The organism is Streptomyces sp. NPDC046215, from assembly GCF_040646215.1.
In the GTDB taxonomy this organism is placed as follows: Bacteria; Actinomycetota; Actinomycetes; order Streptomycetales; family Streptomycetaceae; genus Streptomyces; species Streptomyces stramineus.
This window is the reverse complement of record NZ_JBEYZW010000084.1, coordinates 1-23,749: the sequence shown is the minus strand read 5'-3', so window position 1 is coordinate 23,749 and position 23,749 is coordinate 1. Positions and strand designations below refer to the sequence as shown.

Here is a 23,749-nt window from a genome sequence, read left to right as displayed (position 1 = left end):
CAGCAGGTCGATCGGCGTACACGCAGGGCAACGTCGAAAAAACAGGAAACGGCGGCCGCGGCGCACCCACGTGACGCGACCGGGCCGCATGCTCAACGGGCCGGACCAAATCCTCCGGGAACGGACTTCCCCGGCGCATTACGAAGACCGCTCACCACCCCTTTGGGGGCCATGCGACATGTACTGTCCGATCGCTGCGGCAAGAGCGGCACGGCTGCGCGGCGGCGCCCTGTCCCGGCCGGATCACATCCCGCCACAGCAGTGCCTTTTCCGCTCTTTCCCCAAGAATGCACCGGTCCCGGAATTCCCCCATGAAGCCGGGGCGCGGGAGAAATCCCGTAGCGCCCTTCGCTCCCGGGTGCCCTCATGCGCCGCGGGGGGAGTCCTCGCTCAGGACCAGGTCCAGCAGGCCCGGGAACGCCGCGTCGAACTCCGGCCTGCGCAGCCGGTTCAGCCGGCGTGAACCCGCGTCGCGCTGCTCGATGACGCCGGCCTGGCGCAGCACCGCGAAGTGGTGGCTGCGCGTCGCCTTGGTGACCGGCAGCTCGAACGTGCCGCAGGCCCGGGCCCAGTCGGGCCCGCCCGCGAGCTCCTTGACGATGGCGCGCCGCACGGGATCGGCGAGGGCCGTGAGCGCGTCGCTCAAGGTCACGTCGGCGGGATGGACGTGCGAGAGGTTCCGCGCCCGCAGCGACGGAACGCGCCCCGCGCCGGACGCCGGCTCCTCACCGTGCCGCGGCCCCGCCCCGTATTCGCCGGCCGGGACGCGGCCCTCATCCGCCGGGCGGCCAGGGGGGCTTGACGAAGTGTTCGACTCGGGGCTTACATTCATGGTGATCGACCTCCATCAAACACTTTAGACGTCCCAGGAAGCACGGTGGTGTGTCATGCCCGGCCGCTCGCCGTCCCGCCAGGACATGGCCGCCGGGGACGTTTCCCCGGGCACCGCTCCCCGGCCCGGTCCGCTCGCCCTCTTCGCCGTCTGCCTCGGCTTCTTCATGGTCCTCATGGACAGCAGCGCCCTCAACGTCGCGCTCCCCGCCGTCCGTGAGGACCTCGCCGGAAGCCTGGCCGGCCTGGAGTGGCTCCTCAACGGCTACACCATCACCCTGGCCGCCTTCCTGCTCAGCGGTGGCGCGGTCAGCGACCGCTGGGGCGCGCGGCGGGTGTTCGGGGTTTCCCTGCTGGGCTTCGTGGTGACCTCGGCCGCGTGCGCGGCGAGCCCGGACCTGGGCTCCCTGGTCACCGCCCGGGTGCTCCAGGGCATTACCGCCGGCGGACTGCTGCCCGCCTCCCTGGCGGTGATAGCCCGCCTGTACCCGGACTCCGCCCGGCGGGCCAAGGCGCTCACCGTCTGGGGCGGGGTCAGCTCCCTCGCCCTGGTGTTCGGCCCCGTGCTCGGCGGAGTGCTGACCACGACTGCCGGGTGGCGTTCGGTCTTCCTCATCAATGTGCCCATCGGCCTGCTTGCCTGGTGGCTGACCAGGCGGCAGGTGCCGCCCTCCGCCACCCGGGAAGCGGCCCTCGACCCGGCCGGGCAGACGCTCGCCGTCGTGGTCGTCGGCTGCGGCATCGGCGCGCTGATCGAGGGGGGCGCACGGGGCTGGACCGACACCGTCACCTGGGTGCTGCTGGGGATCACGCTCGGCGCGGGCGCGGCCTTCGTCGCGGTCGAACGCCGTGCGGCGGCCCCCGTGCTGCCCCTGGATCTGCTCGTCCGGCCACGGTTCGCCTGCGGCCTGGCCATCGGCGCGCTGTTCCAGTTCGGTGCCTACGGCGCGCAGTTCGCCCTCTCGCTACGGCTGCAGAACGCCTGGGGTCTCGACGCGCTCGGCGCGGGGCTGTCCTTCGTACCCTTCGCCGCGCTGTGGGCCTTCGCCTCCTTCGTCCTGGCCCGCGCGGTCACCCGCACCGGCCCGCGTCCGCTGTTGATCGGCGGTGCGCTGGCCGCCGCGGCCGGCGCCTGCGCACTGCTGCCGCTGGGCGGCCAGCCCGGCTGGTGGCTCTTCTTCTGCGGCAGCGCCCTGCTCGGGCTCGGCGCGGGACTGATGGGACCGAGCCTGCCCGCCGTGGTCCTGGGCGCGGTGCCCGCCGACCGCTCGGGCCTGGCCTCCGGCGCGCTCAACGCCCTGCGCCAGATCGGTGGAGCGGTGGCGATCGCTCTCTTCGGCGTCCTGCTCGACGGTTCCCCGGGACCGGCGGGACTGCGGATCTGCCTCGCCCTTGTGGCCCTCGGTTTCCTGGTCGTCGTCGCCGCCGTACCTGCGGCCCTGTCTTCCGGCGTCCGGACACCACGGACCGCCCGACCCTGACCCCCGCCCCCTCACACCGCCCGGGAAGGAATCATGCGCGCGATCGTCGTCACCGCATACGGAGGCCCCGAGGTCCTCACCATCGCCGAACGGCCCGACCCGACGGCCGGGCCCGGCGAAGTAGTGGCCCGGCCCTCGGTCATCGGCGTCAACTTCAAAGACGTCTACGAGCGCGAAGGCCGCGCGAAGCCGGCCCCGCCCTTCACCCCCGGTTCCGAAGGAGCGGGCACGGTGACGGCCGTGGGCGAGGGCGTGACCACCCTCGCGCCGGGCGACCGCATCGCCTGGTGCGCGGCCCCCGGCAGCTACGCCGAGCAGGTGGTGGTACCCGAGCGGGCGGCCGTCCCCCTGCCGGCGGACGTCACGGACGAGGACGCGGCGGCCCTGCTGCTCCAGGGGCTGACCGCCCACTACCTCACCACCTCCACCCACCCCGTGGGCGAAGGCGGGACCGCCCTGGTCCACGCGGCGGCCGGAGGGGTCGGCCGCCTGCTGACCCAGCTGCTCACCCGCCGCGGCGTCAAGGTCGTCGCCACCGTCTCCACCCCGGCGAAGGCCGCGGCCGTCCAGGACCTCGGCGCCTGGCGGACCGTGGTGACCGCCGGTGGCACCGACATCGCCGCGCGGGTACGCGAGCTGACCGGCGGCCGCGGTGTCGACGTCGTCTACGACGGGGTGGGCCGCGACACGTTCGAGGCCGGCCTGACGTCCCTCCGCCCGAGGGGCACGTTCGTCCTCTTCGGCGAAGCCTCGGGCCCCGTGCCCGCCTTTGACCCCCGATTGCTCGCCTCTCACGGCTCTCTGTTCTTCACCCGCCCCACCCTTAACGACCATGCGACCGACCCTGAGGAACTCCGTGATCGCTCGGCGGAGCTGTTCGCCTGGCTGCGCGACGGCAGGATCGACGTCTCCGTCGGCGGACGCTACCGCCTGGAGGACGCGGCCCGGGCCCACCGGGACCTCCAGCAGCGCCGCACCACGGGCAAGCTCCTGCTTCAGCCGTAGCGGCCCTGCGTCGGCCCGACGCCGCCCGCTTTCCCGCGGTGGGAGCCGCGCGGACCGGAGGACGTCCGGGTGGCGGTTCAGGTCGGGCCGACGCGGCGGCGCGGGGCTGCCGGCCAGGAGGCGGGTACCGCCGGGTTCGGTGCGGTCGCCGGACACCGCGGCGGTGGGCTCGCCCATTGGTCAGGACGAACGCCGGCGTTCGCTACGGCTCCCGATCGGATGCACCCCCGGGGCTGGATGCGCCGGCATCACGGCATCACCGGCGGCATCCGGCGATCTCATCAGCCCGGGCTCAACTGCCCAAGGATCGATAGGCGGAGTTGAGGCGGTCAAGAGACCAGCCTCCCCCGCCCGGCTGGCAGTTCAGCGCGGTGTCGGCTGTGAGCGACGCGTTGGTGCCGGTATTGAAGTTGGCGTTGGGGGTGTTCGGGAGCACGGCTGTGTAGTGCTGCCCGGCAGAGAAGTACACGCACTGGTGCACGTTCAGGTACCGACCGGCGGTGAGGTCGAACGCCTTCACCGCAGAGTTCGCAAGTGCCGGACTCCACCCCCCGCCGCCCGGGCCGCAGGAGAGCTCGGTGTCCGGCGTATTGGAGGCGTTCGTGCCCGTATTGAAGGCGGTGTTCGCCGTGTTCGGCAGCACGTTCGTGTAGTGCCCGCCGCTGCCGACGTAGACGCACTGGTGAAGGTTCAGGTAGCGCTCAGTCGGCTGTGCCGCCGGCTGCTCTGCGACGGCGGTGTTTCCCAGAGTCAGGCCGATCGCCCCTGCAACTGCTGCCGCGACAACGGAAAATCTGCGCATGCACGCTCCTCCCGAACCGACGACGCCGCCCATGAGGGCATGTACGCACCAAGCTACTGATGCGAAGCCCGGAGGAATACGCGAGCGCACAGAACTACCTCGTACGACCTAGCCGCCCGGATGCCGGTGCGATTACCCGCTGCCACGTCGGTTGCGTGGATCAGCAACGTGACAGACGTCGTGCGCACGACTCCGGCCGGAGAACCGCGGGCGCTCTTCCCCGGGGCCGCGATCCCGTCGCCCGCCTGTTCACCGGACCACCGCGCGTACCAGCACCGGCCCGGCCTGCGCCATGCCGGCCCGACCTGGACGGACGGCGCGGGCACCCCCTCCACGCCCTGTCGCGTGAGCGCCGGACACGGATCGTCGCCCACGACCCGGCACACCCCCGCCCCACAGCACAAAACAGCCTCTGACCTGGGATTTCTCCCAGGTCAGAGGCTGTTTCACCGTGTCGGGACGGCGGGATTTGAACCCACGACCCCTTGACCCCCAGTCAAGTGCGCTACCAAACTGCGCCACGTCCCGGTGCTTGTCCGGCCCGGGTTTTCCCCTGGCCGACCGCGCACGAGAACAATACCGCACTTCACCGGGTGGCCGTGCACGGCTTTCGAGGGTGTGGATCTTTCGGCGGGTGCTTGACCTCAAGTCGCCTTGAGGTTGCACGCTGATCTACATGACTCCTACATCGACTTCTGTCACGTCCGCCCGGCCCCGCACCACCCGCACCTTCGCCGACCTGCCCGGACTCATGAGTCTCATGACCGGCGACGAGAAGCACGGGCCGGCCGCGACCTCGACGCTCGACGCGCTCTGGGTGCTCTACGACCGGGTGCTGCGCGTTTCGCCGGAGCGGCCGGACGCCCCCGGGCGGGACCGGTTTCTGCTGTCCAAGGGGCACGGGCCCATGGCGTACTACGCCGTGCTCGCCGCCAAGGGCTTCTTTCCCGAGTCGTGGCTGAGCGGGTTCGGGTCCTACGACTCGCCGCTCGGGCACCACCCGGACCGGACCCTCGTGCCGGGGGCCGAGATCGGCAGCGGGTCGCTCGGGCACGGGCTGCCGCTCGCCGTGGGGACGGCGCTGGGGCTGCGGGCGCAAGGGGAGGGCGATGCCCGGGTGTGGGTGCTGATCGGTGACGCGGAGCTGGACGAGGGCAGCAACCACGAGGCCATCGCCTACGCCGGGGCCGTCGGACTCGACGCGCTGCACACGCTCGTCATCGACAACGCCTCCGCCACCCACAGCCGGCCCGGTGGCATCGCCTCCCGCTTCGAGGCCGCCGGCTGGTCCACCGCCACCGTGGACGGGCGCGATCACGACGCCCTGTACGAGGCGTTCACCACGCCGCATCCGGGGCGGCCCCACGCCGTGGTCGCCCGGGTCGAGTCCAAGGACGCCTGACACCGGAGCGGATGCATTACTCGCCCAGGTTTGCCCAAGTTTGCCCTGTTGATGTGAAAGGTTTTCTCGTGGACACCATGCGTGAGCGCTTCGCCTCCACCGCCTCCCAGCTGCTCGACTCCGATCCCCGCCTCGCGGTCGTCCTCGCCGAGATCGGCACGGACGGGTTCGCCGCCGCCCAGGAGGCCCACCCCGACCGCGTGATCAACGTGGGCATCCGCGAGCAGCTCCTCATCGGCACCGGCGGCGGGCTGGCGCTGACCGGGATGCGGCCCCTCGTCCACACCTTCGCGAGCTTCCTGGTGGACCGGGCTTTCGAGCAGGTCAAGCTGGACTTCGGGCACCAGGGCACGGGCGGTGTGCTGGTGAGCGCCGGCGGGTCGTACGACTGGCCGGCCGGCGGGTACACCCATATGTCACCCGGCGACATCGCGCTCCTCGACACCCTCGACGGCTGGACCATGCACGTGCCCGGCCACCCCGACGAGGCCGAGGCGCTGCTGCGGCACGCGGCGGCCGCCGGGGACGACAAGGTGTACGTCCGGCTGTCGGTGCAGACCAACGCGGCCGCCCGGCCGGTCACCGGCGGCGGCTTCCTGGCCGTGCGCGAAGGGCGCCGCGGGGTGGTCGTCGCCGTCGGACCGATGCTCGACAGCGTCCTGGCGGCCGTGGAGGGGCTCGACGTGAGCGTGCTCTACGCGACGACCGTGCGGCCCTTCGACGACGCCTCCCTGCGGGCGGCGATCCCCGCCGGCGCGACCACCGCCGATGTCGTCCTGGTCGAGCCCTACCTGGCCGGCACCTCCACGGCCGCCGCCAACGACGCGCTGGCCGACCTGCCGCACCGGGTGCTCGGGCTCGGTGTGGGCCGCCGTGAGCTGCGGCGTTACGGATCCGTCGACGAGTACGTGGCCGGGCTGGGCCTGGATCCGCGCTCGCTGCGCGAGCGCGTCACGGCCTTCCTCGGCTGACGTCCCCTCCTCAGCTCCCCTCCTCAGCCCTCCGCGGACGCGTCCCCCGGCTCGGGGTGCGCGTCCGCGATCGTGCGGGGTGCGGCCAGGCGCCAGGCGTCCAGGAGGATCGCCCGCAGCTCCGCGGTGTCCTCGATCGCGGCGAGCCGCACCCGCAGCCAGGCGTAGGTGTCGTCGTGCCCCGGGCGGAGGAAGAACTTCTCCGGCTCCGTCGCGATCAGCTCCGCCCGCTCCTCCTCGGGGCACTTCACCCCCATCGAAGCGTCGTCGTCCGCCAGTGCGGCGAAGATCCGCCCGCCGGAGCCGCTCGGGCCGCCGACGCGGAACGTCGGCTGTCCCCAGGCGAGCTTCTCCGACGTCTCCGGCAGGGAGAGCGCGACCGCGCGGACGTCTTCGGCCGTGACCATGGCCCTCTCCTTTCACCACGCCGTCCACCGGGCCGGAGCCCCTGTCGCCCACCCGGCCGGAGCGCGGCCGGTACGACGACCGTAGCGCCCGCCACCGACAATCGCCGTCCGGCCCGGCGCGGTGTTGACCCACGGCCGGCGCGGCGTGCGACCATCGAGCGTCCCGATTTCCGCTCGTGCCGCACGCAACTCCCCTGCCGCAGGAGGACAGTTGGACACTCCCGACGCCACCCCCGCCCCGGCCCCGCCGGACCCGCGCTCCTCCCTCTCCCGGCGCACGCTCCTGACGGCGGCGGCCGGGACCGCCGCCGTCGCCGGGGTGGCCCCCCTCGCCACCGCCCTCCCGTCGGCCGCGGCGGCCGCCGCCCCGCGCACCGCCCGCACGACGCTGTCCTTCACCGGCGCCACCAACGGTGCCGCCAGCCTCGCCCCCGCCGGCGACCGGATCGTCGCCGAGGTGCAGAACGTCCTGTGGTCCCTCCCCCGCCGGGGTGGCGACGCCGTCGCGATCACGCCCCCCGACCTCGAACCCACGCGCCCCGTCCACTCCCCCGACGGCCGGCAGCTCGCCGTCTGCGCCTACCGCGGCGGCGGTTTCCACCTGTGGACGCTGCGGCCCGACGGCTCCGGGCTGCGCAGGCTGACCGACGGGCCCTGGGACGACCGGGGGCCGGCCTGGTCCCCCGACGGCACCCGGATCGCCTTCGCCTCCGAGCGCGGCGGCGACCCGGTGGCGGGCAGCCCGTACCGCGTGTGGGTGGTGGACGCGCGCAGCGGCGCGCTCACCCGGATCACCGGGCTGACCGGCCAGGACGGCCCCTTTCAGGACGGGGCCTGGGAGGACTTCGACCCCGTCTGGTCGCCGGACGGCAAGCGGCTGCTGTTCGTCAGGGCCCGGGTGGCGGGGACGGCGCTGGAGGCCCGTACGGTCGCGTCCGTCCCGTCCGACGGGCGGGGGCCGGTGCGCGTGGAGCACAGCGAGGTGGCCGTCGCGCAAGTGATGACGCCGGCGGTGTCCCCGGCCGGCCGCCTGGCCTACCTGCGGACGACGCCCGCGCCCGCCGCGTCCTGCACGCTCGTCGTGGACGGCACGGCGGTGGCGGTCGAGGGGGACGTGGAGCCCGTCCCGCCGCGGTGGGTGTCGCGGGACGAGCTGCTCCTCACCGTGAGCGGGCAGTTTTCGATCGTCCGCCCCGGCCGGGCGGCGCGCGCGGGTGCCGAGGCGCCGGCCGCCGTCGCCGCGACCATTCCCTTCACCGCCCGGCTGCCCCTGGAGCGGCCGCGCTACCGCGGCAAGCGGTTCGACCTCGACGGCGGCGGGGTCCACAAGGTCCGCGCGCTGCACCTGCCGGCCCTCTCCCCCGACGCCCGGCGCGTGGCGTTCGCGGCGCTCAACTCCCTCTGGGTGGCGGACGTCGCGGGCGGTCGGCCGCGCCGGGTAGTCGCCTCCGGCCCCACCCGCTACCTGCTCAGTCCGTCCTGGACGCGCGACGGCGAGGCGCTGGTCTACGCCGGTGACCGGGACGGCCTGCACGCCGTCCACCGGATCGACCTCGCCTCCGGCCGGGAGTCGGTCCTGGCCGACGGCGGCCGCATGTATCCGGCGCTGTCGCCCGACGGGAAGCGGCTGGCCTGTCTGGACCTGTCGGGGAACCTCCTGGTGCGCGATCTCGGCGCCGGCACCGACCGGGTCCTGGCGGCGCCGCTGGGCGGGGGCGGCCTGCCGGGCAGACCGAGCTGGTCGCCCGACGGGCGCTTCGTCGCCCTGTGCGACAGGAACCGGCTGAACCAGCGGTTCCGTGAGGGCTACAACCTCATCCGGGTCGTCGACACGGCCGGCGGCGCTTCCCGGCTGCACGCCGTCGCCCCGCACGCGTCGATCTCCGACCGCTACGACTCGGGCCCGGTCTGGTCCCCCGACGGCCGCCATATGGCGCTGATCTGCGAGTCCGCGCTGTGGCTGCTGCCCGTCCGCCCCGACGGCACCCCGGACGGCGAGATGCGCCTCCTCGGTGACGAGCCGGCCGACCACCCCTCCTGGTCCGCGGACTCCCGCCACCTCCTCTACCTCTCGGCCGGGCGGCTGCGGTTGCTGGACACGGCCGGCGGGGCGGCCCGTACGGTGCGCGTCCCGCTCGACTACCGGCGGCCGGTGCCGGCCGACACCATCGTGCACGCCGGGAGGTTCTGGGACGGCACGGGCGAGACGGTGCGCGAGGACGTCGACCTCCTCGTCCGGGGCGGGCGGATCGCCGCCGTCGCACCGCACCGGTCCGGGCGGGCGGCCGGGCGGCGCGTCGACGCCTCGGAGCGCACGGTGATCCCCGGGCTCTGGGACGCCCACACCCACCCGTACCAGAACACCTACGGCGGCCGGCAGACCGTCCTGCAACTGGCCTACGGGATCACCACGGCGGTCTCGTTCGGCGGGTTCGCCTACGAGCAGGCGCGCATCCGGGAGGCCGTCGCGGCGGGGGCTCTGGCCGGGCCGCGGCTGATCTCGACCGGCGAGCTGCTGGACGGGGCGCGCGTCGCGTACAGCATGGGGCGCGCGCACCGCACCCGGGAGGGGCTGCGCCGGTCGCTGGCGCGGGCCACCGCCCTGGACTGGGACTTCGTCAAGACGTACGTGCGGGCGCCGGGCTGGGTGATGGAGGAGTCGGCGCGGTTCGCGCACGAGCGGCTGGGCGTCCGGGCCGGCAGCCACCTCTGTTCGCCGGGCGTCCAGCTGGGTCAGGACCTGACGACCCACCTACAGGCGACGCAGCGGCTGGAGTTCGGGCACGCCACGTCGGCGACGGGCCGCGCCTACCAGGACGTGGAGGAGATTTACACCGCCACGGACTTCCACCTCTTCGCGACGATGTTCACCTCGGTGCCGCTGCTGGGTGACGCCCCGGCGCTGGCGGAGGACCCGCGGGTCACGGCGCTGATGCCGCCGTGGGACGTGGCGCTCGTGCGCCGGACGGCCGCCAGCCGGCCGACGGCCGATCAACTGGCGACTCTGGAACGGGAAGTCGGCGTCTACCGCAGGGTTCTCGCGGGCGGGGGCGTCGTCGCCCTGGGGACGGACGCGCCGCTGGTCCCCGTCGGGCTCTCCCTGCACTTGGGGCTGCGGGCCCTGCACCGCTACGGGCTGTCGGCGGCCCAGGCGCTGCGCACCGCGACGGTGCTGCCGGCGCGGGCGCTCGGCGCGGAACGGGACCTGGGGACGCTGGAGGTCGGCAAGCTCGCGGACATGACGGTGGTGGACGGCGACCCGTTCACGGACTTCGACTCGCTCGTGCGGACGGACGCGGTGCTGCGGGGCGGGGTGCCGTACCGGCAGGCGGAGCTGGTCGGCGCCTACGGCGGCGCGGGCGGCCCGGCGGGGCACGCGGAGCGGTCCCCCGGCGCCTGGCTGGGGGTCGGGCGCCAGTTGCGGCGTGACTCCTGCTGCGACATGGATCAGCTGTCGTCCCGCTGACGGCAGTGCCCGCCCGTGCGCCCTCCCGGCCGGGGAAGGCCACGGGCGGGCCGACGGCGTGCGGCTCACTCGTCGATTTACTCGTCGATCCGGGAGGAGTCGCCGTAGACCTTCCACTTCAGCGGCGGCCGGAGGTCGCAGTTGCCGCTGTCGAGGAAGACCCGCTGGGCGGCTGGTGCGGGTCCTCCAGGCCGGCCGCCGCCCGTATCCGCTCGGTGGCCGGGGCGGTGGCGGCGCCGGGGGTGGCGGCGCCGGGGGTGGCGGCGAGTGAGGCGGCGGCCTCGCCGGCCCCGGCGAGGGTGAGCGTGGGGCGACGAAGGCCAGGGCGGTCAGGGCGATGCGGGTGTTCTTCTTCGAGGTGCGCGGGGACAGGCGGCGGCGCTCCGTTCCCGATCGGCTGATAGGAAGGTTTCCTGATCAATGGCGGGCATTGAAGCGGGCCGCCGCTTCCGCCACAAGGGCGGTACCGGAGCCCTGTACGAGAATGCGCCACTCCCGCGCCGCCTGCCCCGACCGCTGTCGCCGGCCTTCCCGCTACACCCGGACGGTGGCCTCCGCGCGGCTCGGCAGCTCGGGGTCCGCGCCGGTGCGGGCGGGCGTCCCGCCCGCCGCGACAGCACGCCACCACGGGTCGAGCGGCAGCTCGCCCGAGGGCTCGAAGGGCTGGCCCGGCTTGGGCGTCGCCACCCGCGCGCCGCGCTGCCGGCCCGCGGCGACCGTGCCCTCGACCGGCTCCTCCCAGGAGTGCGGGGCGAGGTTGAAGGTGCCCCAGTGGATGGGCAGCAGCACGCCCCGCGCGGCGTCTCCCTGGAGGTCGAGGTGGGCCTGCATGCCCTCCTCCGGCCGCATGTGAATATCGGGCCAGAATTCGCTGTACGCACCGATTTGCACCATGGTGGCGTCGAACGGCCCGTACTGGGCGCCGATGTCCGCGAAGCCGGGGAAGTAGCCGGTGTCACCGCTGTGGAAGACGCGGTGCGTGGGGCCTGCGACCACCCAGGAGGCCCACAGGGTGTGCTGGGTGTTGCGGAGCGCCCGGCCGCAGAAGTGGCGGGCGGGGGTCGCGGTGAGGGTGAGGCCGCCGATTCCGGTCGACTCGTGCCAGTCCAGCTCGGTCATCCGGTGCGCCGGCACGCCCCAGTACTCGAGGTGGGCGCCGACGCCCAGCGGCACGACGAAATGCGTGCCCGTGCGGGCCAGGGCCTTGATCGTGGGCATGTCCAGGTGGTCGTAGTGGTCGTGGGAGATGACCACGGCGTCGATCCGGCCGACCTCGGCCAGGGGCACGGGCACCGGGTGGAGCCGGCCGGGGCCCGCGAAGACGAAGGGGGAGCAGCGCCGCGACCACACCGGGTCGAAGAGGACGCGGTGGCCGTCGATCTCGGCGAGCACGGTGGAGTGCCCCATCCACGTCAGCCGCAGCCCCGAGGCCGCGGGGACGGCGAGGTCGGCGATGGTCGTGGGGTGGACGGGGACGGTGCCGGCCGGGGTGCGGCGGGCCCGCTCCTCCTTGCGGAAGTAGGTGGGGAGGAACTTCAGCAGGGAGCCGGCGGGGGCCTGCTCGGCGGCCACGGGGTTGGTGAAGACACCGTCGGCGTAGTGCGGCGACCGACGGATGCGCGCCATCCGCTCCCCGGACGGATCCGCCCCGAACGCCTGGGGGCGGAGTGCGTCGAGTGGTGAGCTGGTCGGGCGGAAGCCGGTCACGGCACCTCCAGGTGGGGCGGCAGGGGCGCCCCCATGCCGCTGACGCCATGGGGGAAGGCGGGTCAGGCCATTATCTGCCCCGTGCCGGAGGGCGCGCGGTGGCCCCCGGCCCACGGGCACATCGCGCCCCGGCGAACTCCGCGTGCCGGTGAACTCCACGCCCCGGCGGACTCCGCGTGCCGCCGGCCGGGCTCACCCCCGTGATCCGAGCCCGGACGGCGGCAGCCGGACGTGCCGCCCTGCCGGTGCCCCACTGTGCAGGGCCGGGGGCCGGAACGCACGCGATTTTCCGCCGCTCGCCGTCCGGCGGCGCCCGGGGCGGTCCGGCCGCCGCGGCGGTTCGCTGACGATGGACGGTCGACTCCACCGCCGGTGGGCCGGTTCCGGCGGGAGCCGGTGGCCGGGGGCGGCAGGCCGCGGAGGGCCGGCCGCGCGGCGCCGGAGGCCACCGCCGGTGGGCCGGCCACGGCAGGAGCCGCACGGCCACGACCGGCCGGGCCTTCTCGCGGCGGCTACTGCCCGAGGCTCCCCGCTGACGCGCCCGGGGCGCACCCTTGCCGCACCCCTCTCACAGCCCGCTCACCCGCAGGGTGATGTTCAGCCGGCCGGTGAGGCCGAGGCCGGGCGGCGCCGTGTCCGGGCGGGTGCGGGGGACGCCGTGGAAGGCCAGGCGGGCGGGGCCGCCGAAGACGAAGAGGTCTCCGCTGCGCAGCTCGACATCGGTCCAGGGCCGGTTGCGGTCGGTGATGTTGCCGAACCGGAAGACGCAGGTATCGCCCAGGCTGAGGGAGACCACGGGTGCCGGGGACTTCTCGTCACGGTCCTGGTGCATGCCCATCTTCGCGTCGCGGTCGTAGAAGTTCACGAGGGCGATGTCGTACGGATCCGGGCCCGCCGGGGCGCCGTAGGCCCGCGCCACCGCGTCCTTGGCCAGCTCGTCCAGCCACGCGGGGAAGGGTTTGACGGGGGCGCCGTCGCCGTCCACGACGGTGCGGGCGTAGCCGTAGGGGAACCAGTGCCACCCGAGACAGACGGTGCGCACCGACATCTCGCCGCCGCTGGGCATCCGCACGGTGCGCAGCCCGGCGGGGGGCCGGGCCCACTCGCGGCAGGCGGTGAGCAGGCGGCGCTGGGCGGCCGCGTCGAGCCAGCCGGGGACGTGCACCGCTCCGGGGGCGATCTCGGCCGGCGGCCGGGGGAAGAGCTGGTCGTCCATGCCGACCAGCCTAGATCCGCCCTGTGACAGGGGTCTCACGTCCCGGTCCGCCGGTGATGTCACAAGGGCGGGGGTGTCGCCCGTCGTACCGGCACAAGCAACCGACCCGCTGGACGACGGAGGCAACCGCCATGGCCCGTATCTCGCTCACCCCCGACCGCACGCCCTTGATCCGGCTGGTGCAGTGGTACTCCCGGCGCGCTTTCGGCAAGGTCCTCGACCCGGTGATGGCGTACGGCCACCACCGGCGGGTGCTGATCGCCTCGTCCCGGTTCGAGATGGCGATCGGCCGGTGGAAGAAGCTGGACCCGCAGCTGAAGGCACTGGCCGTGATGGCGTCGGCGGCGTCCATCGGCTGCTCGTGGTGCATGGACTTCGGTTACTGGGAGCACCGCCGGCACGGCATGTCGCACCGGAAGCTGCACGACGTGCCGGTGTGGCGGGAGAGCGACGCCTACACCCCGCTGGAGCGGGACGTCATGGAGTACGCCGAGGCCATGACCGCCACCCCGCCGACCGTGGAGGACGAGCTGGTCGAGCGGTTGCGGCGGCACCTGGACGACGCCGCGTTCATCGAGCTGACCGCGATGGTCGCGGTGGAGAACCTCCGCTCGCGGACCAACGCGGCGCTCGGGCTGACCAGCCAGGGCTTCAAGGACAGCTGCGAGGTCCCGCGTCCCTAGGGGCCTGGCCCAGGGGCGCCCCCGGACGGGCTGACTAGCCCGTCCGGCGCTTGAGGACGCGGCAGCAACGGCCGCAGCCGAAAGAGACCCGCCGGCCAAAGCTACGACTTGTACCCCACCCCGCCGTAAAAAATCGTGTTGCTCAGCTCCTCGGCGCTCGGCACGGGACCGTCCGGGCGCCACAGCGGCACCCGGACCAGGCCCGGGTCCGCCAGGGCGAAGTCGCCGAAGAGCGGCTCGACGGCGGCGCGGTCGCGCAGGTTCAGGGCGGCGGTGGCGTTCTTGTACGCGCCGAGGACGCTGTCGCGGGCCTTGACGTCGGTGTAGCCGTCCGCGTACCCCTCGTAGGGTTCGGCCGTGGCGTGGGAGAGCACCAGGGCGCTGCCCGGGGCCAGTGCGTCGCCGAGGGCGGCCACGAGACCGGCCGGGTCCTCCTCGTCCTTGACGAAGTGGAGGACGGCGACGAGCAGCAGGGCCACGGGCTCGGTGAAGTCGATCAGCTCGCGCACCGCGGGGTGGCCGAGGATCGCCGCCGGCTCCCGCACGTCCCCCAGGACGAAGGCGGCGTCGCCGGTGTTGGTCAGCTTCGCCCCCGCGTGGGTGGCGACGATCGGGTCGTTGTCCACGTAGGCGACGCGGACGCCCTCGGCGCTCTCGCGTGCCACCTCGTGGGTGTTCGGCGAGGTGGGGATGCCCGTGCCGATGTCGATGATCTGCCGGATGCCGCCGCCCACCACGTCCCGTACCGCGCGCCGCAGGAAGGCGCGGTTGGCGCGGGCGGACAGCCGCACCTGGGGGTGGACCTCGATGACGTGCTCGGCGGCCTGCCGGTCGACCTCGTAGTTGTCCCAGCCGCCGAGGTAGTAGTCGTACATCCGGGCCGGGTGGGGCCTGCCGGTGTCTATCTGGTCGGCCGTGAAGCCCTGCTCCTGGTGGTTCATTCGCAGCTCACACTCGTTCCCGCGAGAAGGAAGTCGGCTTCGCCGGCCTTCGCGCCCTTGATGAAGCTCTCGATTTCGTGATGCGTGTAGATCAGCGCGGGCCCTTCCGGGTCCGTGGACTGGCGCAGGGCGACGCGGCCGTCGCCCAGCCGCATGGCCTCGACGCAGCTCCCCCCGTTGCCGCCGCTCCACGGCTTGCTCCACCCCTCGGTGCCGAGGTCGGTGGCGGGCATGCCGTTGTAGATGCGATCCATGGTTCAGATCTCCTTACGAATGCCACCCAGGAGGGCCTCGGTGGTGTGGGCCGGCGCGGCCTGCGCGCACATCCGGTCCAGCGCCTCCAGGAAGGCCGACACGTCGTCGCGCTGGTCGAAGTACGAGGCTCCGACGAGGTTTTCGGCGTAGGCGATGTCCGGCAGCTCGGGCAGCGGGAAGCGGAAGATGTGGAACGGTCCGTACATCGCCGGGTGCGGCCCGGCGGCGAACGGCATGACCTGCAGCCGCACGTTGGGCAGGGCGGTGGCGGCCATGAGGTGGGAGATCTGCTCGCGCATGATGTCCCGCCCGCCGATGGGCCGGCGCAGGACGGTCTCGTCCATCACCACCCACAGCAGCGGTGCCTGCTCGCGGGTGAGCAGCGCCTGGCGCTCCCGGCGGACGGTGACCGCGCGGTCGATGTCGGCCGCGCGGGCGTGCGGCATGCCGGCGCGGAGCACGGCCCGCGCGTAGTCCTCGGTCTGCAGCAGGCCGGGCATGTAGTGCGGCTCGTACGCGCGGATGAGGTTGGCTTCCCCCTCCAGGCTCACGAAGGCGCTGAACCACTCGGGCAGGACGTCGCGGAAGCGGTGCCACCAGCCGGGGCGGTTGGCCTCGCGGGCGAGGGAGAGGAAGCCCTCGACCTCTTCCGGGCCGGTGACGCCGTAGACGCGCAGCAGCTTCTCCACATAGGGGAGCTTCAGGCCGACTTCGGCCTTTTCCATTCTGCGGACGGTGGCGTGGGTGACGTCCAGGGCGCGGCCGGCGTCCTCGTAGGAGAGCCCGGCCTTCTCTCTGAGGTCCTGCAGCCGCTTGCCGAGCACGACTCTCAGGACGGTCGGGGCGCCTGCCGGCCGCGCGTCCGCCACTGTTGATCCCCTCCAACTGCCGTCATATGCCCGCAGTGTGCCACGGCTCTCTTGGAGCTCACAGACTGCTCTGACGATTCTGCAATTTACAGATTGAACCTTGCCACACCTGAGTCACATCGCACATAGTTGCGGAGTGGTCCCCTCCCATGACGCACCTTCGCTCGGGCGCTTCGGCAGTTCCATGGCCGCGCGTCTCCAGGACGCCTTCCACTTCCCGGCCCTCAACACCTCGGTGGCGGAGGCGCGCAAACGGGTTCTCGCGCAGCTGCGGGAGTGGGGCATCGACGAAGTGGCGTGCGACGACGCCCAATTGGTGGTGTCGGAGCTGTTCACCAACGCCGTGCGGCACACGGACAGCGAGAAGGTCAGCTGTCAGCTGCGCCTGAGCGGCGCGAAGCTGCGGATAGAGGTGGCCGATCAGGGGCACACCTCGACGGAGCCCCGGGCGCGGTGCAGCGGCGCGGACGAGGAGAGCGGGCGCGGACTGCTGCTGGTCGGCGCGCTGTCCGAGGCGTGGGGGGTCCGGCCCGACGACAGCGGCCGTGGCCGTGTCGTCTGGGCCGAGCTGCCGCACGGCCGGCTCCGCCGCTGATCTCCGGGCCCGGGGGCCGGGCTGCGGGCCGTCGTGGCCGCCTGCGGCGGCGAGCGCCCTGCGGGCGCGTCCTACGGGCGCCGGCCGGGCTGGTGCCGGCTGGGCTCAGCCACCATCAGCCCGCCCGGCGCCCGTAGGACGCCGCCGCGCAGCAGTGGCGCACCCTGTGAGGAAAAGCCTGAAGCCTACAGCGGCAGCAAGTCCGGCCGCTTGGGCTCCACATGGTCCCCCGAGGACTCGCCGCGCAGGCGGCGGCCGATCCACGGCACCAGGTGCTCGCGCGCCCAGTGGATGTTGTCGCGGCGCACCTCGGCGGGCGAGCGCTGCCCCTCCTCGGGCCACGCCTGGTCCGGGTCGGCGGGCACCCGCAGGCCGAGCACCTGGGCGGCGCGCAGCGCGACGCGGGTGTGCCCGTCCGGCGAGAGGTGGAGCCGGTCCTCGCTCCAGGCCCGCCGGTCCTGCACCGACCGCAGCGACCACAGGTCGAGGACCGGGCAGTCGTGCCGGTCGGCGATGGCCCGGACATGGGCGGTGTACGTCGCGATCTTGCCGCGCAGGTGCCGCAGGACGGGCATGCCGCGGGTGTCGAAGCCGGTGCACAGCAGCACCGTGCCGACGGAGGCGGTGAGCTCGGCGACGGCCGCCTCATAGCGCTCCGCCACGTTGTCCGGGTCGCTGCCCGGCCGCAGGATGTCATTGCCGCCGGCGCAGAACGTCACCAGGTCCGGGCCGAGCTCCTGGGCCCGCGGCACCTGCTCCTCGACGATCTGGTCGAGGAGGCGGCCCCGGACGGCGAGGTTGGCGTACCGGAAGGTGTGCTCCGCCTGCTGGTCGGAGAGGAGTACGGCCAGTCGGTCGGCCCAGCCGATGAAGGTGTCGCCCGGCCCCGGGTCGCCGACGCCTTCGGTGAAGCTGTCCCCGACGGCTGCGTACGACCCGATCGCGCCCTTGCTGAATGAATTCGAATCGTCTGCCACGTCAGTACATCTTTCACCTCAGGGAGTGACCTACGCCACCGTAACCAGGGGTTGACGTGCAGTGATGTATCCCACCCCAACAAAGTCACCTCAACCGGAATATGTCGACAGGGGTGACCGGCTGCCCTCTCCGGCCGTACAACCGGTGTCGTAAAGTCAGTCAGCCGATTCGTCGACGACCGGCGTCGACAGCAGAACCCTGGGAGCGCCCGTGACGCAGACGCCGCACGTCCCGTCCACCGAGCCCGAGCTGGCAGGGGTCCGCAACTTCCGCGACCTCGGCGGGCTGCCCGCCGCGGACGGGCGACGCGTGCGGCCCGGCGTCCTCTTCCGCAGCGGCCACCTCGCCCACGCGACCGAGGAGGACGCCCGCTTCCTCGACTCGCTCCGCCTGCACACGGTCTTCGACTTCCGCAACGCCGCCGACATCGAGCTCGACGGCCCGGACATCACCCTCACCGGCGTCCGCAACATCAACATCCCCCTCAACGACCCGGCCGACGGCGCCGAGTTCTGGCGGATGGTGCGCCGGCGCGACCTCGGGCAGCTGCGGTCCGTCCTGGCCGGGGCGCGGGGCGCGGAGCGGATGGAGGAGACCTACCGGGAGGTCATCACCACCCGCACCGCCGAGCACAGCCGGATCCTGCACGCCCTCGCCGAGGACAGCGTGCCCGCGCTGATGCACTGTGCCGCGGGCAAGGACCGGGCGGGGCTGTCCATCGCGGTCACCCTGCTCGCGCTGGGTGTCTCCCGCGAGGTCATCGAGGCCGACTACCTGGAGTCCAACGCCCTGCACCGCCGCTACCGGATGCGGCGGGCCGAAGGGGCGGCGGAGCCGGAGGCCCGGGAGATCGCGGAGCTGCTCTCCCCCATGTTCGAGGCGCGCGCCTCGTACCTCGACGCGGCCTTCGCGGCCATCGAGGAGTTCTGGGGCACGCCCGAGCGCTACCTCGCCGAGGGCCTCGCCCTCACGCCGCTGACCCGCGACCGGCTGCGGGAGCGGCTGCTCACGGCCTGAGACCACCGAGCGGGCGGGGGCCGGCCGGCCCCCGCCCGGGGCCTCAGCGCCCGGCCACGGCCTGTTTGACCAGCGTCAGGCCGAATCGACTTAGGCAGGTCACCGATTTCGGCGTCCATAGGAATGAGCAGGCTCTTGATGGTCATTTCCATCATTCGACCTGCCCTCTCGGCCGGCTCTGCCGCACGTTCGCGCGGTAAGCCGAATACGAGCTCGCCATGGATCGGCAGGCGGACGTATTTCGCGTATCCGGCTTCTTAAAACAGTGGCGCCGACGGGCCGGCGATCGCCGCAGCAAGCACGTCGGCCCGTCGGGTCCTCCACTGCGACGGCTTACACGATCCTGCCGGGCGCCAGAAGGCATGGCACCATGGATAACGGATAGAAAGCTTGGACTTTTCCGCCAAAGTTCGCATGATTCAACCTATTTAAATGCATTTGTTCATCCTTTAGATTGCGTTGGCGCATCGCGCTCCCCTACGTTGAGAGTTGTCAGGCGGAGAATCTCTCCACCTGCACAAACCGAAGGAAGTGCACCATGCGCACCATGCGCACCACGGACACTGCACGAACCTTCTTGGTTGCGGCGATCGCCGTGGCCGGCCTCGCCCTTACTCCCGTCCTCGCCTCCGCCCAACCCGGTACGGGCGGTGCCCAAACCCGCACCGCTGCCGGGGCCCCCGGCGCCAACGGCGCCAACGGGGTCGGAACCCTCGGGGGTATCGGCGGCCTTGGCGGCACCGGTGGCGCCGCGGGTGCCAACGGCAACGGCGGCACCGGAGGTGCGGGTGGCAACGCCACCGGCACCGCGAGCGTCGGCGGGGCCGGCGGCACGGGCGGTGCCGGCGGTGCCAACGGCAACGGCGGCAACGGCGGCTACGGCGGAGAGGCCAAGCTCGGCGGCACCGGTGGCAAGGGCGGCGTGGGCGGTGTCGGCGACGCCGGCGCCGGTATCGCCGGTGGCAAGGGCGGCAACGGCGGCGCAGCTGTCGTCACGGGTGGCCACACGGGTGGCAAGGGCGGCGCCGGAGGCGCGGCCAGCCCGGTGTGCCCCGGCAAGCCTGGAGGCAACGGCACTGCCGCCACGGCGACCGCGGACGGCACCACCGGCTCCACCGGCGCTGCCGGCAAGACCACGCTCCCCTGCTGAACACCTGGCGGTGAGCGGTTCGCCCCGGGAGGACAGAAGCACCGGCCCGGAGCCACGCACCCTGTGACTACTGCGCACTGACGGGTAGCCGGCGGAGTGCGGGCCCCGACAAGCGCCCGGCTGAGATCTCTCAGCCGGGCGCTTTCGTCGTATGCGATCTGCACGCACACCGGCCCGTGCGGCCGCAGGCCCTGCACCGCGCTCGGATTATCCCCGGCAGCCCCGAACTCAACGACCGTCTCGCTCTTCCTGATTACGGTTGCAGGACCTGTTTGACCAGCGTGCGGCCGAACTCCCACATCACCCCGCCGCCGCCGTGGGCGTCGTCCATGACCGCGGTGAAGGCGTCCACGAAGCGGTCCACCTCGCGCTCTCCGATGGTCAGCGGCGGGATCAGCTTGATGACCTCCAGGTGATCGCCGGAGACCTGGGTGAGGATGCGGTGCTTGCGCAGCAGCGGCACCACGACCATCTGCGCGAAGAGTCCCTTGCGGGCCGCCTGGAGCATCGCCCAGCGGCTGCGCAGGCCGAGCGACTTCGGCTTGCCGAACTCGATCCCGATCATGAGGCCCCGGCCGCGGACCTCGTGCAGCAGCTCGTACTTCCCCACCAGCGCCGCCAGCCTGCTCCGCAGCAGCTCACCGGTGTGCCGGGCATTGGCGACGACCTCCTCGTCCTCCATGACCGAGAGGACCGCGAGGCCGGCCGCCATCGCCTGGGCGTTGGAGCCGAAGCTGGCCGAGTGGACGAGGACCCGGTCCATGGAGGAGTAGACCTTCTTGAAGATCCAGTCCTTGCCGAGGGTCGCGCCGACGGGTACGTAGCCGCCGGAGAGCGCCTTGGCCACGCACACCAGGTCCGGCTCGACCCCGGTCTCGTGCTGGTAGGCGAAGAAGTCGCCGGTCCGCCCGATGCCGGTCTGCACCTCGTCCGCGATCAGCAGCGCCTTGTGGCGGCGCAGCAGTTCCTGGGCCCGGAGCAGGAAGCCGGGCGGCGGCGTGTGCACGCCCTTGCCCTGGACGGGTTCGACGACGAAGGCCGCCACGTCGCCGCGCCGGAGCTCCCGCTCCAGGGCGTCGAGGTCGCCGAGGGGGATCGCCGTGTCCGGCAGCAGGGGGGCGAAGCCGTCCCGGAAGGCGTCCTCGCCGTTCACGGACAGCGAGCCGGTGGTCAGCCCGTGGAAGGCGTGCTCGCAGTACAGGATCCTGGGCCGGCCGGTGGCGTAGCGGGCGAACTTCAGGGCGGTCTCCACCGCCTCGGTGCCGCTGTTGCCGAAGAACACCCGGTCCAGGTGCGGGGTGAACGACAGCAGCTTTTCGGCGAGGAGGCCGGGCAGCGGCTGGCAGTCGAAGCGGGTGAGGTCGGCGAGGGACGCGTCGAGGACGTCGTGGAGCGCCTTGCGGACCACGGGGTGGTGGCGGCCGAGGCCCATCACGCCGAAGCCGGCGAGCATGTCGAGGTAGTCCTGGCCGTCCGCGTCCCAGAAGTACGCGCCCTCGGCCCTCTCGTAGACCTTGTCGAAGCCGATGGTGTGCAGCATGCGGGGCAGCTGGTGGTTCAGGTGCCGGGTGTGGAGCTCGTACCGTTCACCGCCGCGCTCCGCGAGGAGCCGGGTGAGGTCGAACGCCTTCCCCGGGCCGGGGTCGTCCGCTGTCATACGTCGTTCTCCTTACGGGCCGCGGTGGCGGCCGCGGCCTCCTTACGGGCCAGCGCGGCGCTGATCCGGCCGGCGATCTCCGCGGGGGTCAGCCCCAGGTCCGCCAGGACCTCGCCGCGCTTGGCGTGCGGCAGGAACTGCTCCGGGATGCCGAAGGTCCGCACCATGACGTCCACGTCGGCGTCGCGCAGCGCCTGCGCGACCGCCCAGCCGACGCCGCCGGTGCGGCTGTTGTCCTCGACCACCGCGACGAGGGAGTGCCGCGCGGCGAGCGCGGGCAGCGCCTCGTCGACGGGCTTGACCCAGCGGGGGTCGACGACGGTGCAGGAGGTGCCGCGCGCGGTGAGCAGGTCGGCCGCCTCCAGGCAGACCGGGGCCATGGCGCCGACGGCCACGAGCAGCACCTGCGCGCCGTCGGTTTCGGGGTGGGCGAGGACGTCCATGCCGCCGACGCGGGCCACGGCCGGGAGGGGCTCGCCCACGGTCTCCTTGGGGAAGCGGATGACGGTCGGCGCGTCGTCCACGTCGACGGCCTCGCGCAGCTGCGCCCGGAGCTGGTCGGCGTCGCGGGGGGCGGCGATCCGCAGGCCGGGGACGACCTGGAGGATCGACATGTCCCACATGCCGTTGTGCGAGGCACCGTCGGTGCCGGTGACACCCGCCCGGTCCAGGACGAACGTCACCCCGCACTTGTGCAGCGCCACGTCCATCAGCACCTGGTCGAACGCCCGGTTCAGGAATGTCGCGTACACCGCGAACACCGGGTGCAGACCACCCGTCGCCAGGCCGGCCGCCGACGTCGCCCCGTGCTGCTCGGCGATCCCCACATCGTAGACGCGGTCGGGAAAGGCGTCGGCGAACTTTGTCAGGCCCACGGGGTGCAGCATCGCGGCCGTGATGGCCACCACGTCGGGCCGCTCGGCGCCGATCCTCGCCAGCTCGTCGCCGAACACCGACGTCCAGGACATGCCCGGGGCGGGGGTCAGGGGCTCGCAGGTGAGGGGATTCATGACGCCGACGGTGTGGAAGCGGTCCGCGTCGTCCTCCAGCGCCGGCTGGTAGCCGCGGCCCTTCTCCGTGCGGCAGTGCACGAGCACCGGGCCGTGGAAGCGCTTGGCGCGCCGCAGCGCCGACTCGACGGCTTCGATGTCGTGGCCGTCTATCGGGCCGAGGTACTTCAGGCCCAGGTCCTCGAACATGCCCTGGGGGGCGAAGGCGTCCTTGAAGCCCTTCTTCGCGCCGTGCAGGGACTCGTAGAGCGTCCTGCCGAGCAGCGGGACGCGCTGGACGGCGTCCTTGCCCCAGCTCAGGGCCCGTTCGTAGCCGTCGGTGGTGCGCAGGGTGGCCAGGTGGTCGGCGAGGCCGCCGGTCGTGGGCGCGTAGCTGCGCTCGTTGTCGTTGACGACGACGATCAGCTGCCGGTCCTTGGCCGCGGCTATGTTGTTCAGCGCCTCCCAGGCCATGCCGCCGGTCAGCGCGCCGTCACCGATGACGGCGACGACGTGGCGGTTCCAGCGGCCGAGCACCTGATTGGCCTTGGCGAGGCCGTCGGCCCAGCCCAGGACGGTGGAGGCGTGGCTGTTCTCGATGACGTCGTGCTCGGACTCCTCGCGCGAGGGGTAGCCCGAGAGGCCGCCCTTGCCGCGCAGCTTGGAGAAGTCCTGGCGGCCGGTGAGCAGCTTGTGCACGTACGACTGGTGGCCGGTGTCCCACAGGACGCGGTCGGCGGGGGAGTCGAAGGTGCGGTGCAGGGCGATGGTGAGCTCCACCACCCCGAGGTTGGGCCCGAGGTGGCCGCCGGTCCTGGCGACCGCGTGCACCAGGAAGTGGCGGATCTCCTCGGCCAGTTCGGGCAGGTCCTGTGCGTCCAGTGCCTTCAGGTCGTGCGGTCCACGGATGTTCTCCAGCAACGACACGCGGGCCCCCTCCTCGTCTCTCGCCCGGCCCGGGCGGGCGCCTCGGGGCGACCCGCGGGCCGGGGCGGGTTGGATCCGGCCGGCTCCTGCCGGCCGTGCTGTCCCCCGACTGCGCTCCGACCGCCGGTCAGCCCACCGTGACGTCGGGCGTCCCGGGGCCGGCGCCGGCCGCCGTCATCCCTTCGGCGATCGTCATTGCCTCCTCGATGAGGGTCTCCACGATCTTCGACTCGGGGACGGTCTTGATGACCTCGCCCTTGACGAAGATCTGGCCCTTGCCGTTGCCGGACGCAACGCCCAGGTCTGCCTCGCGGGCCTCGCCGGGGCCGTTGACGACACAGCCCATGACGGCGACGCGCAGCGGCACCTCCATGCCCTCCAGACCGGCGCTGACCTGGTC

At 73.0% G+C, this 23,749-nt stretch carries 21 protein-coding genes, 1 tRNA gene and 1 pseudogene; 9 read left to right on the top strand and 14 right to left on the bottom strand.

Features of this window, described 5'->3' with window-relative positions; genetic code table 11:
- Window positions 1-364: 364 nt before the first annotated feature.
- Window positions 365-691, bottom strand: coding sequence for a transcriptional regulator (locus tag ABZ951_RS27570; protein ID WP_344086122.1), 327 nt, complete (start codon window positions 689-691; stop codon window positions 365-367).
- A gap of 196 nt (window positions 692-887) precedes the next feature.
- On the opposite strand from ABZ951_RS27570, the gene ABZ951_RS27565 reads away from it, so the two are divergent.
- Both ABZ951_RS27565 and ABZ951_RS27560 read left to right on the top strand, forming a co-directional pair.
- Entirely contained in the window at window positions 888-2,312 is a 1,425-nt protein-coding gene (locus ABZ951_RS27565; protein ID WP_344085894.1) for an MFS transporter, read from the top strand.
- Between the two features lie 33 nt (window positions 2,313-2,345).
- Window positions 2,346-3,317 carry a quinone oxidoreductase gene (locus ABZ951_RS27560; RefSeq protein ID WP_344085892.1) on the top strand — a complete coding sequence of 324 codons (972 nt, stop codon included), beginning with the start codon at window positions 2,346-2,348 and terminating at the stop codon, window positions 3,315-3,317.
- 292 nt (window positions 3,318-3,609) lie between these two features.
- Here ABZ951_RS27560 and ABZ951_RS27555 read toward each other — a convergent pair whose 3' ends face one another.
- Window positions 3,610-4,119 carry a hypothetical protein gene (locus ABZ951_RS27555; RefSeq protein ID WP_344085889.1) on the bottom strand — a complete coding sequence of 170 codons (510 nt, stop codon included), beginning with the start codon at window positions 4,117-4,119 and terminating at the stop codon, window positions 3,610-3,612.
- Between the two features lie 454 nt (window positions 4,120-4,573).
- Window positions 4,574-4,647: transfer RNA gene (locus ABZ951_RS27550), tRNA-Pro, on the bottom strand.
- Window positions 4,648-4,795: 148 nt separating this feature from the next.
- On the opposite strand from ABZ951_RS27550, the gene ABZ951_RS27545 reads away from it, so the two are divergent.
- Both ABZ951_RS27545 and ABZ951_RS27540 read left to right on the top strand, forming a co-directional pair.
- Window positions 4,796-5,521: a transketolase gene (locus ABZ951_RS27545; protein ID WP_344085886.1), complete on the top strand. Its 726-nt coding sequence runs from the start codon at window positions 4,796-4,798 to the stop codon at window positions 5,519-5,521.
- A gap of 68 nt (window positions 5,522-5,589) precedes the next feature.
- Complete coding sequence (locus ABZ951_RS27540) at window positions 5,590-6,492, top strand: transketolase (protein ID WP_344085883.1); 903 nt, start codon at window positions 5,590-5,592, stop codon at window positions 6,490-6,492.
- 23 nt (window positions 6,493-6,515) lie between these two features.
- Here the strand turns inward: ABZ951_RS27540 and ABZ951_RS27535 are convergent, their stop codons facing one another.
- Complete coding sequence (locus ABZ951_RS27535; RefSeq protein ID WP_344085880.1) at window positions 6,516-6,899, bottom strand: MmcQ/YjbR family DNA-binding protein; 384 nt, start codon at window positions 6,897-6,899, stop codon at window positions 6,516-6,518.
- A gap of 211 nt (window positions 6,900-7,110) precedes the next feature.
- On the opposite strand from ABZ951_RS27535, the gene ABZ951_RS27530 reads away from it, so the two are divergent.
- Entirely contained in the window at window positions 7,111-10,365 is a 3,255-nt protein-coding gene (locus ABZ951_RS27530; RefSeq protein ID WP_361280930.1) for an amidohydrolase family protein, read from the top strand.
- Window positions 10,366-10,442: 77 nt separating this feature from the next.
- On the opposite strand, the pseudogene ABZ951_RS27525 reads toward ABZ951_RS27530, so the two are convergent.
- The 3 genes and pseudogenes from ABZ951_RS27525 to ABZ951_RS27515 all read right to left on the bottom strand — a co-directional run.
- Window positions 10,443-10,535, bottom strand: a pseudogene (locus ABZ951_RS27525) (chitosanase); the annotation flags it as partial.
- Window positions 10,536-10,899: 364 nt separating this feature from the next.
- A complete protein-coding gene (locus tag ABZ951_RS27520; RefSeq protein WP_344085874.1) occupies window positions 10,900-12,072 on the bottom strand; it encodes an MBL fold metallo-hydrolase in 1,173 nt (390 codons plus the stop codon).
- 568 nt (window positions 12,073-12,640) lie between these two features.
- Entirely contained in the window at window positions 12,641-13,288 is a 648-nt protein-coding gene (locus ABZ951_RS27515; protein WP_344085871.1) for an alpha-ketoglutarate-dependent dioxygenase AlkB, read from the bottom strand.
- Window positions 13,289-13,419: 131 nt separating this feature from the next.
- Between ABZ951_RS27515 and ABZ951_RS27510 the strand changes: the two genes are divergently transcribed.
- Window positions 13,420-13,971, top strand: a complete 552-nt coding sequence (locus ABZ951_RS27510) for a carboxymuconolactone decarboxylase family protein (protein ID WP_344085868.1) — start codon at window positions 13,420-13,422, stop codon at window positions 13,969-13,971.
- A 101-nt stretch (window positions 13,972-14,072) separates the two neighbouring features.
- Here ABZ951_RS27510 and ABZ951_RS27505 read toward each other — a convergent pair whose 3' ends face one another.
- From ABZ951_RS27505 to ABZ951_RS27495, 3 genes are read right to left on the bottom strand one after another with little or no spacing between them, the layout of a single operon-like run.
- Window positions 14,073-14,912 carry an SAM-dependent methyltransferase gene (locus ABZ951_RS27505; RefSeq protein ID WP_344085865.1) on the bottom strand — a complete coding sequence of 280 codons (840 nt, stop codon included), beginning with the start codon at window positions 14,910-14,912 and terminating at the stop codon, window positions 14,073-14,075.
- On the bottom strand, window positions 14,909-15,166 hold the full coding sequence (locus ABZ951_RS27500; RefSeq protein ID WP_344085862.1) for a DUF397 domain-containing protein: 258 nt from the start codon (window positions 15,164-15,166) through the stop codon (window positions 14,909-14,911). The genes ABZ951_RS27505 and ABZ951_RS27500 overlap by 4 nt, the downstream gene beginning before the upstream one ends.
- Window positions 15,167-15,169: 3 nt before the next feature.
- A complete protein-coding gene (locus ABZ951_RS27495; RefSeq protein WP_344085859.1) occupies window positions 15,170-16,036 on the bottom strand; it encodes a helix-turn-helix transcriptional regulator in 867 nt (288 codons plus the stop codon).
- A 184-nt stretch (window positions 16,037-16,220) separates the two neighbouring features.
- On the opposite strand from ABZ951_RS27495, the gene ABZ951_RS27490 reads away from it, so the two are divergent.
- Window positions 16,221-16,631: an ATP-binding protein gene (locus tag ABZ951_RS27490; protein ID WP_344085856.1), complete on the top strand. Its 411-nt coding sequence runs from the start codon at window positions 16,221-16,223 to the stop codon at window positions 16,629-16,631.
- 185 nt (window positions 16,632-16,816) lie between these two features.
- Here ABZ951_RS27490 and ABZ951_RS27485 read toward each other — a convergent pair whose 3' ends face one another.
- Window positions 16,817-17,608, bottom strand: coding sequence for an SGNH/GDSL hydrolase family protein (locus ABZ951_RS27485; protein WP_344085853.1), 792 nt, complete (start codon window positions 17,606-17,608; stop codon window positions 16,817-16,819).
- 211 nt (window positions 17,609-17,819) lie between these two features.
- Here ABZ951_RS27485 and ABZ951_RS27480 point away from each other — a divergent pair, with 211 nt between their 5' ends.
- Together ABZ951_RS27480 and ABZ951_RS27475 are read left to right on the top strand one after the other, a co-directional pair.
- Window positions 17,820-18,626 (top strand): tyrosine-protein phosphatase, encoded by an 807-nt coding sequence (locus tag ABZ951_RS27480; RefSeq protein ID WP_344085850.1) that lies wholly within the window; start codon window positions 17,820-17,822, stop codon window positions 18,624-18,626.
- Window positions 18,627-19,173: 547 nt separating this feature from the next.
- Window positions 19,174-19,776 (top strand): hypothetical protein, encoded by a 603-nt coding sequence (locus ABZ951_RS27475; RefSeq protein WP_361280925.1) that lies wholly within the window; start codon window positions 19,174-19,176, stop codon window positions 19,774-19,776.
- Window positions 19,777-20,029: 253 nt separating this feature from the next.
- Here ABZ951_RS27475 and ABZ951_RS27470 read toward each other — a convergent pair whose 3' ends face one another.
- The 3 genes from ABZ951_RS27470 to ABZ951_RS27460 all read right to left on the bottom strand — a co-directional run.
- The gene (locus tag ABZ951_RS27470; protein WP_344085844.1) at window positions 20,030-21,433 is read right to left on the bottom strand and encodes an aspartate aminotransferase family protein; all 1,404 of its coding nucleotides are present in this window, start codon (window positions 21,431-21,433) and stop codon (window positions 20,030-20,032) included.
- Window positions 21,430-23,349 carry a 1-deoxy-D-xylulose-5-phosphate synthase gene (dxs, locus tag ABZ951_RS27465; RefSeq protein ID WP_344085841.1) on the bottom strand — a complete coding sequence of 640 codons (1,920 nt, stop codon included), beginning with the start codon at window positions 23,347-23,349 and terminating at the stop codon, window positions 21,430-21,432. Before dxs ends, ABZ951_RS27470 begins: the two co-directional genes overlap by 4 nt.
- A 127-nt stretch (window positions 23,350-23,476) precedes the next feature.
- A partial coding sequence (locus tag ABZ951_RS27460; RefSeq protein WP_361280922.1) for a flavodoxin-dependent (E)-4-hydroxy-3-methylbut-2-enyl-diphosphate synthase occupies window positions 23,477-23,749 on the bottom strand: 273 nt, incomplete at its 5' end.

Bases quoted from the DNA above. Each gene is read 5' to 3' on its own strand.
- ABZ951_RS27470 (WP_344085844.1), bottom strand. From the start codon at position 21,433: ATGACAGCGGACGACCCCGGCCCGGGGAAGGCGTTCGACCTCACCCGG.
- ABZ951_RS27515 (WP_344085871.1), bottom strand. From the start codon at position 13,288: ATGGACGACCAGCTCTTCCCCCGGCCGCCGGCCGAGATCGCCCCCGGA.
- ABZ951_RS27535 (WP_344085880.1), bottom strand. From the start codon at position 6,899: ATGGTCACGGCCGAAGACGTCCGCGCGGTCGCGCTCTCCCTGCCGGAG.
- ABZ951_RS27510 (WP_344085868.1), top strand. From the start codon at position 13,420: ATGGCCCGTATCTCGCTCACCCCCGACCGCACGCCCTTGATCCGGCTG.
- ABZ951_RS27490 (WP_344085856.1), top strand. From the start codon at position 16,221: ATGGCCGCGCGTCTCCAGGACGCCTTCCACTTCCCGGCCCTCAACACC.
- ABZ951_RS27565 (WP_344085894.1), top strand. From the start codon at position 888: ATGCCCGGCCGCTCGCCGTCCCGCCAGGACATGGCCGCCGGGGACGTT.
- ABZ951_RS27500 (WP_344085862.1), bottom strand. From the start codon at position 15,166: ATGGATCGCATCTACAACGGCATGCCCGCCACCGACCTCGGCACCGAG.
- ABZ951_RS27505 (WP_344085865.1), bottom strand. From the start codon at position 14,912: ATGAACCACCAGGAGCAGGGCTTCACGGCCGACCAGATAGACACCGGC.
- ABZ951_RS27475 (WP_361280925.1), top strand. From the start codon at position 19,174: ATGCGCACCACGGACACTGCACGAACCTTCTTGGTTGCGGCGATCGCC.
- ABZ951_RS27560 (WP_344085892.1), top strand. From the start codon at position 2,346: ATGCGCGCGATCGTCGTCACCGCATACGGAGGCCCCGAGGTCCTCACC.
- ABZ951_RS27545 (WP_344085886.1), top strand. From the start codon at position 4,796: ATGACTCCTACATCGACTTCTGTCACGTCCGCCCGGCCCCGCACCACC.
- ABZ951_RS27555 (WP_344085889.1), bottom strand. From the start codon at position 4,119: ATGCGCAGATTTTCCGTTGTCGCGGCAGCAGTTGCAGGGGCGATCGGC.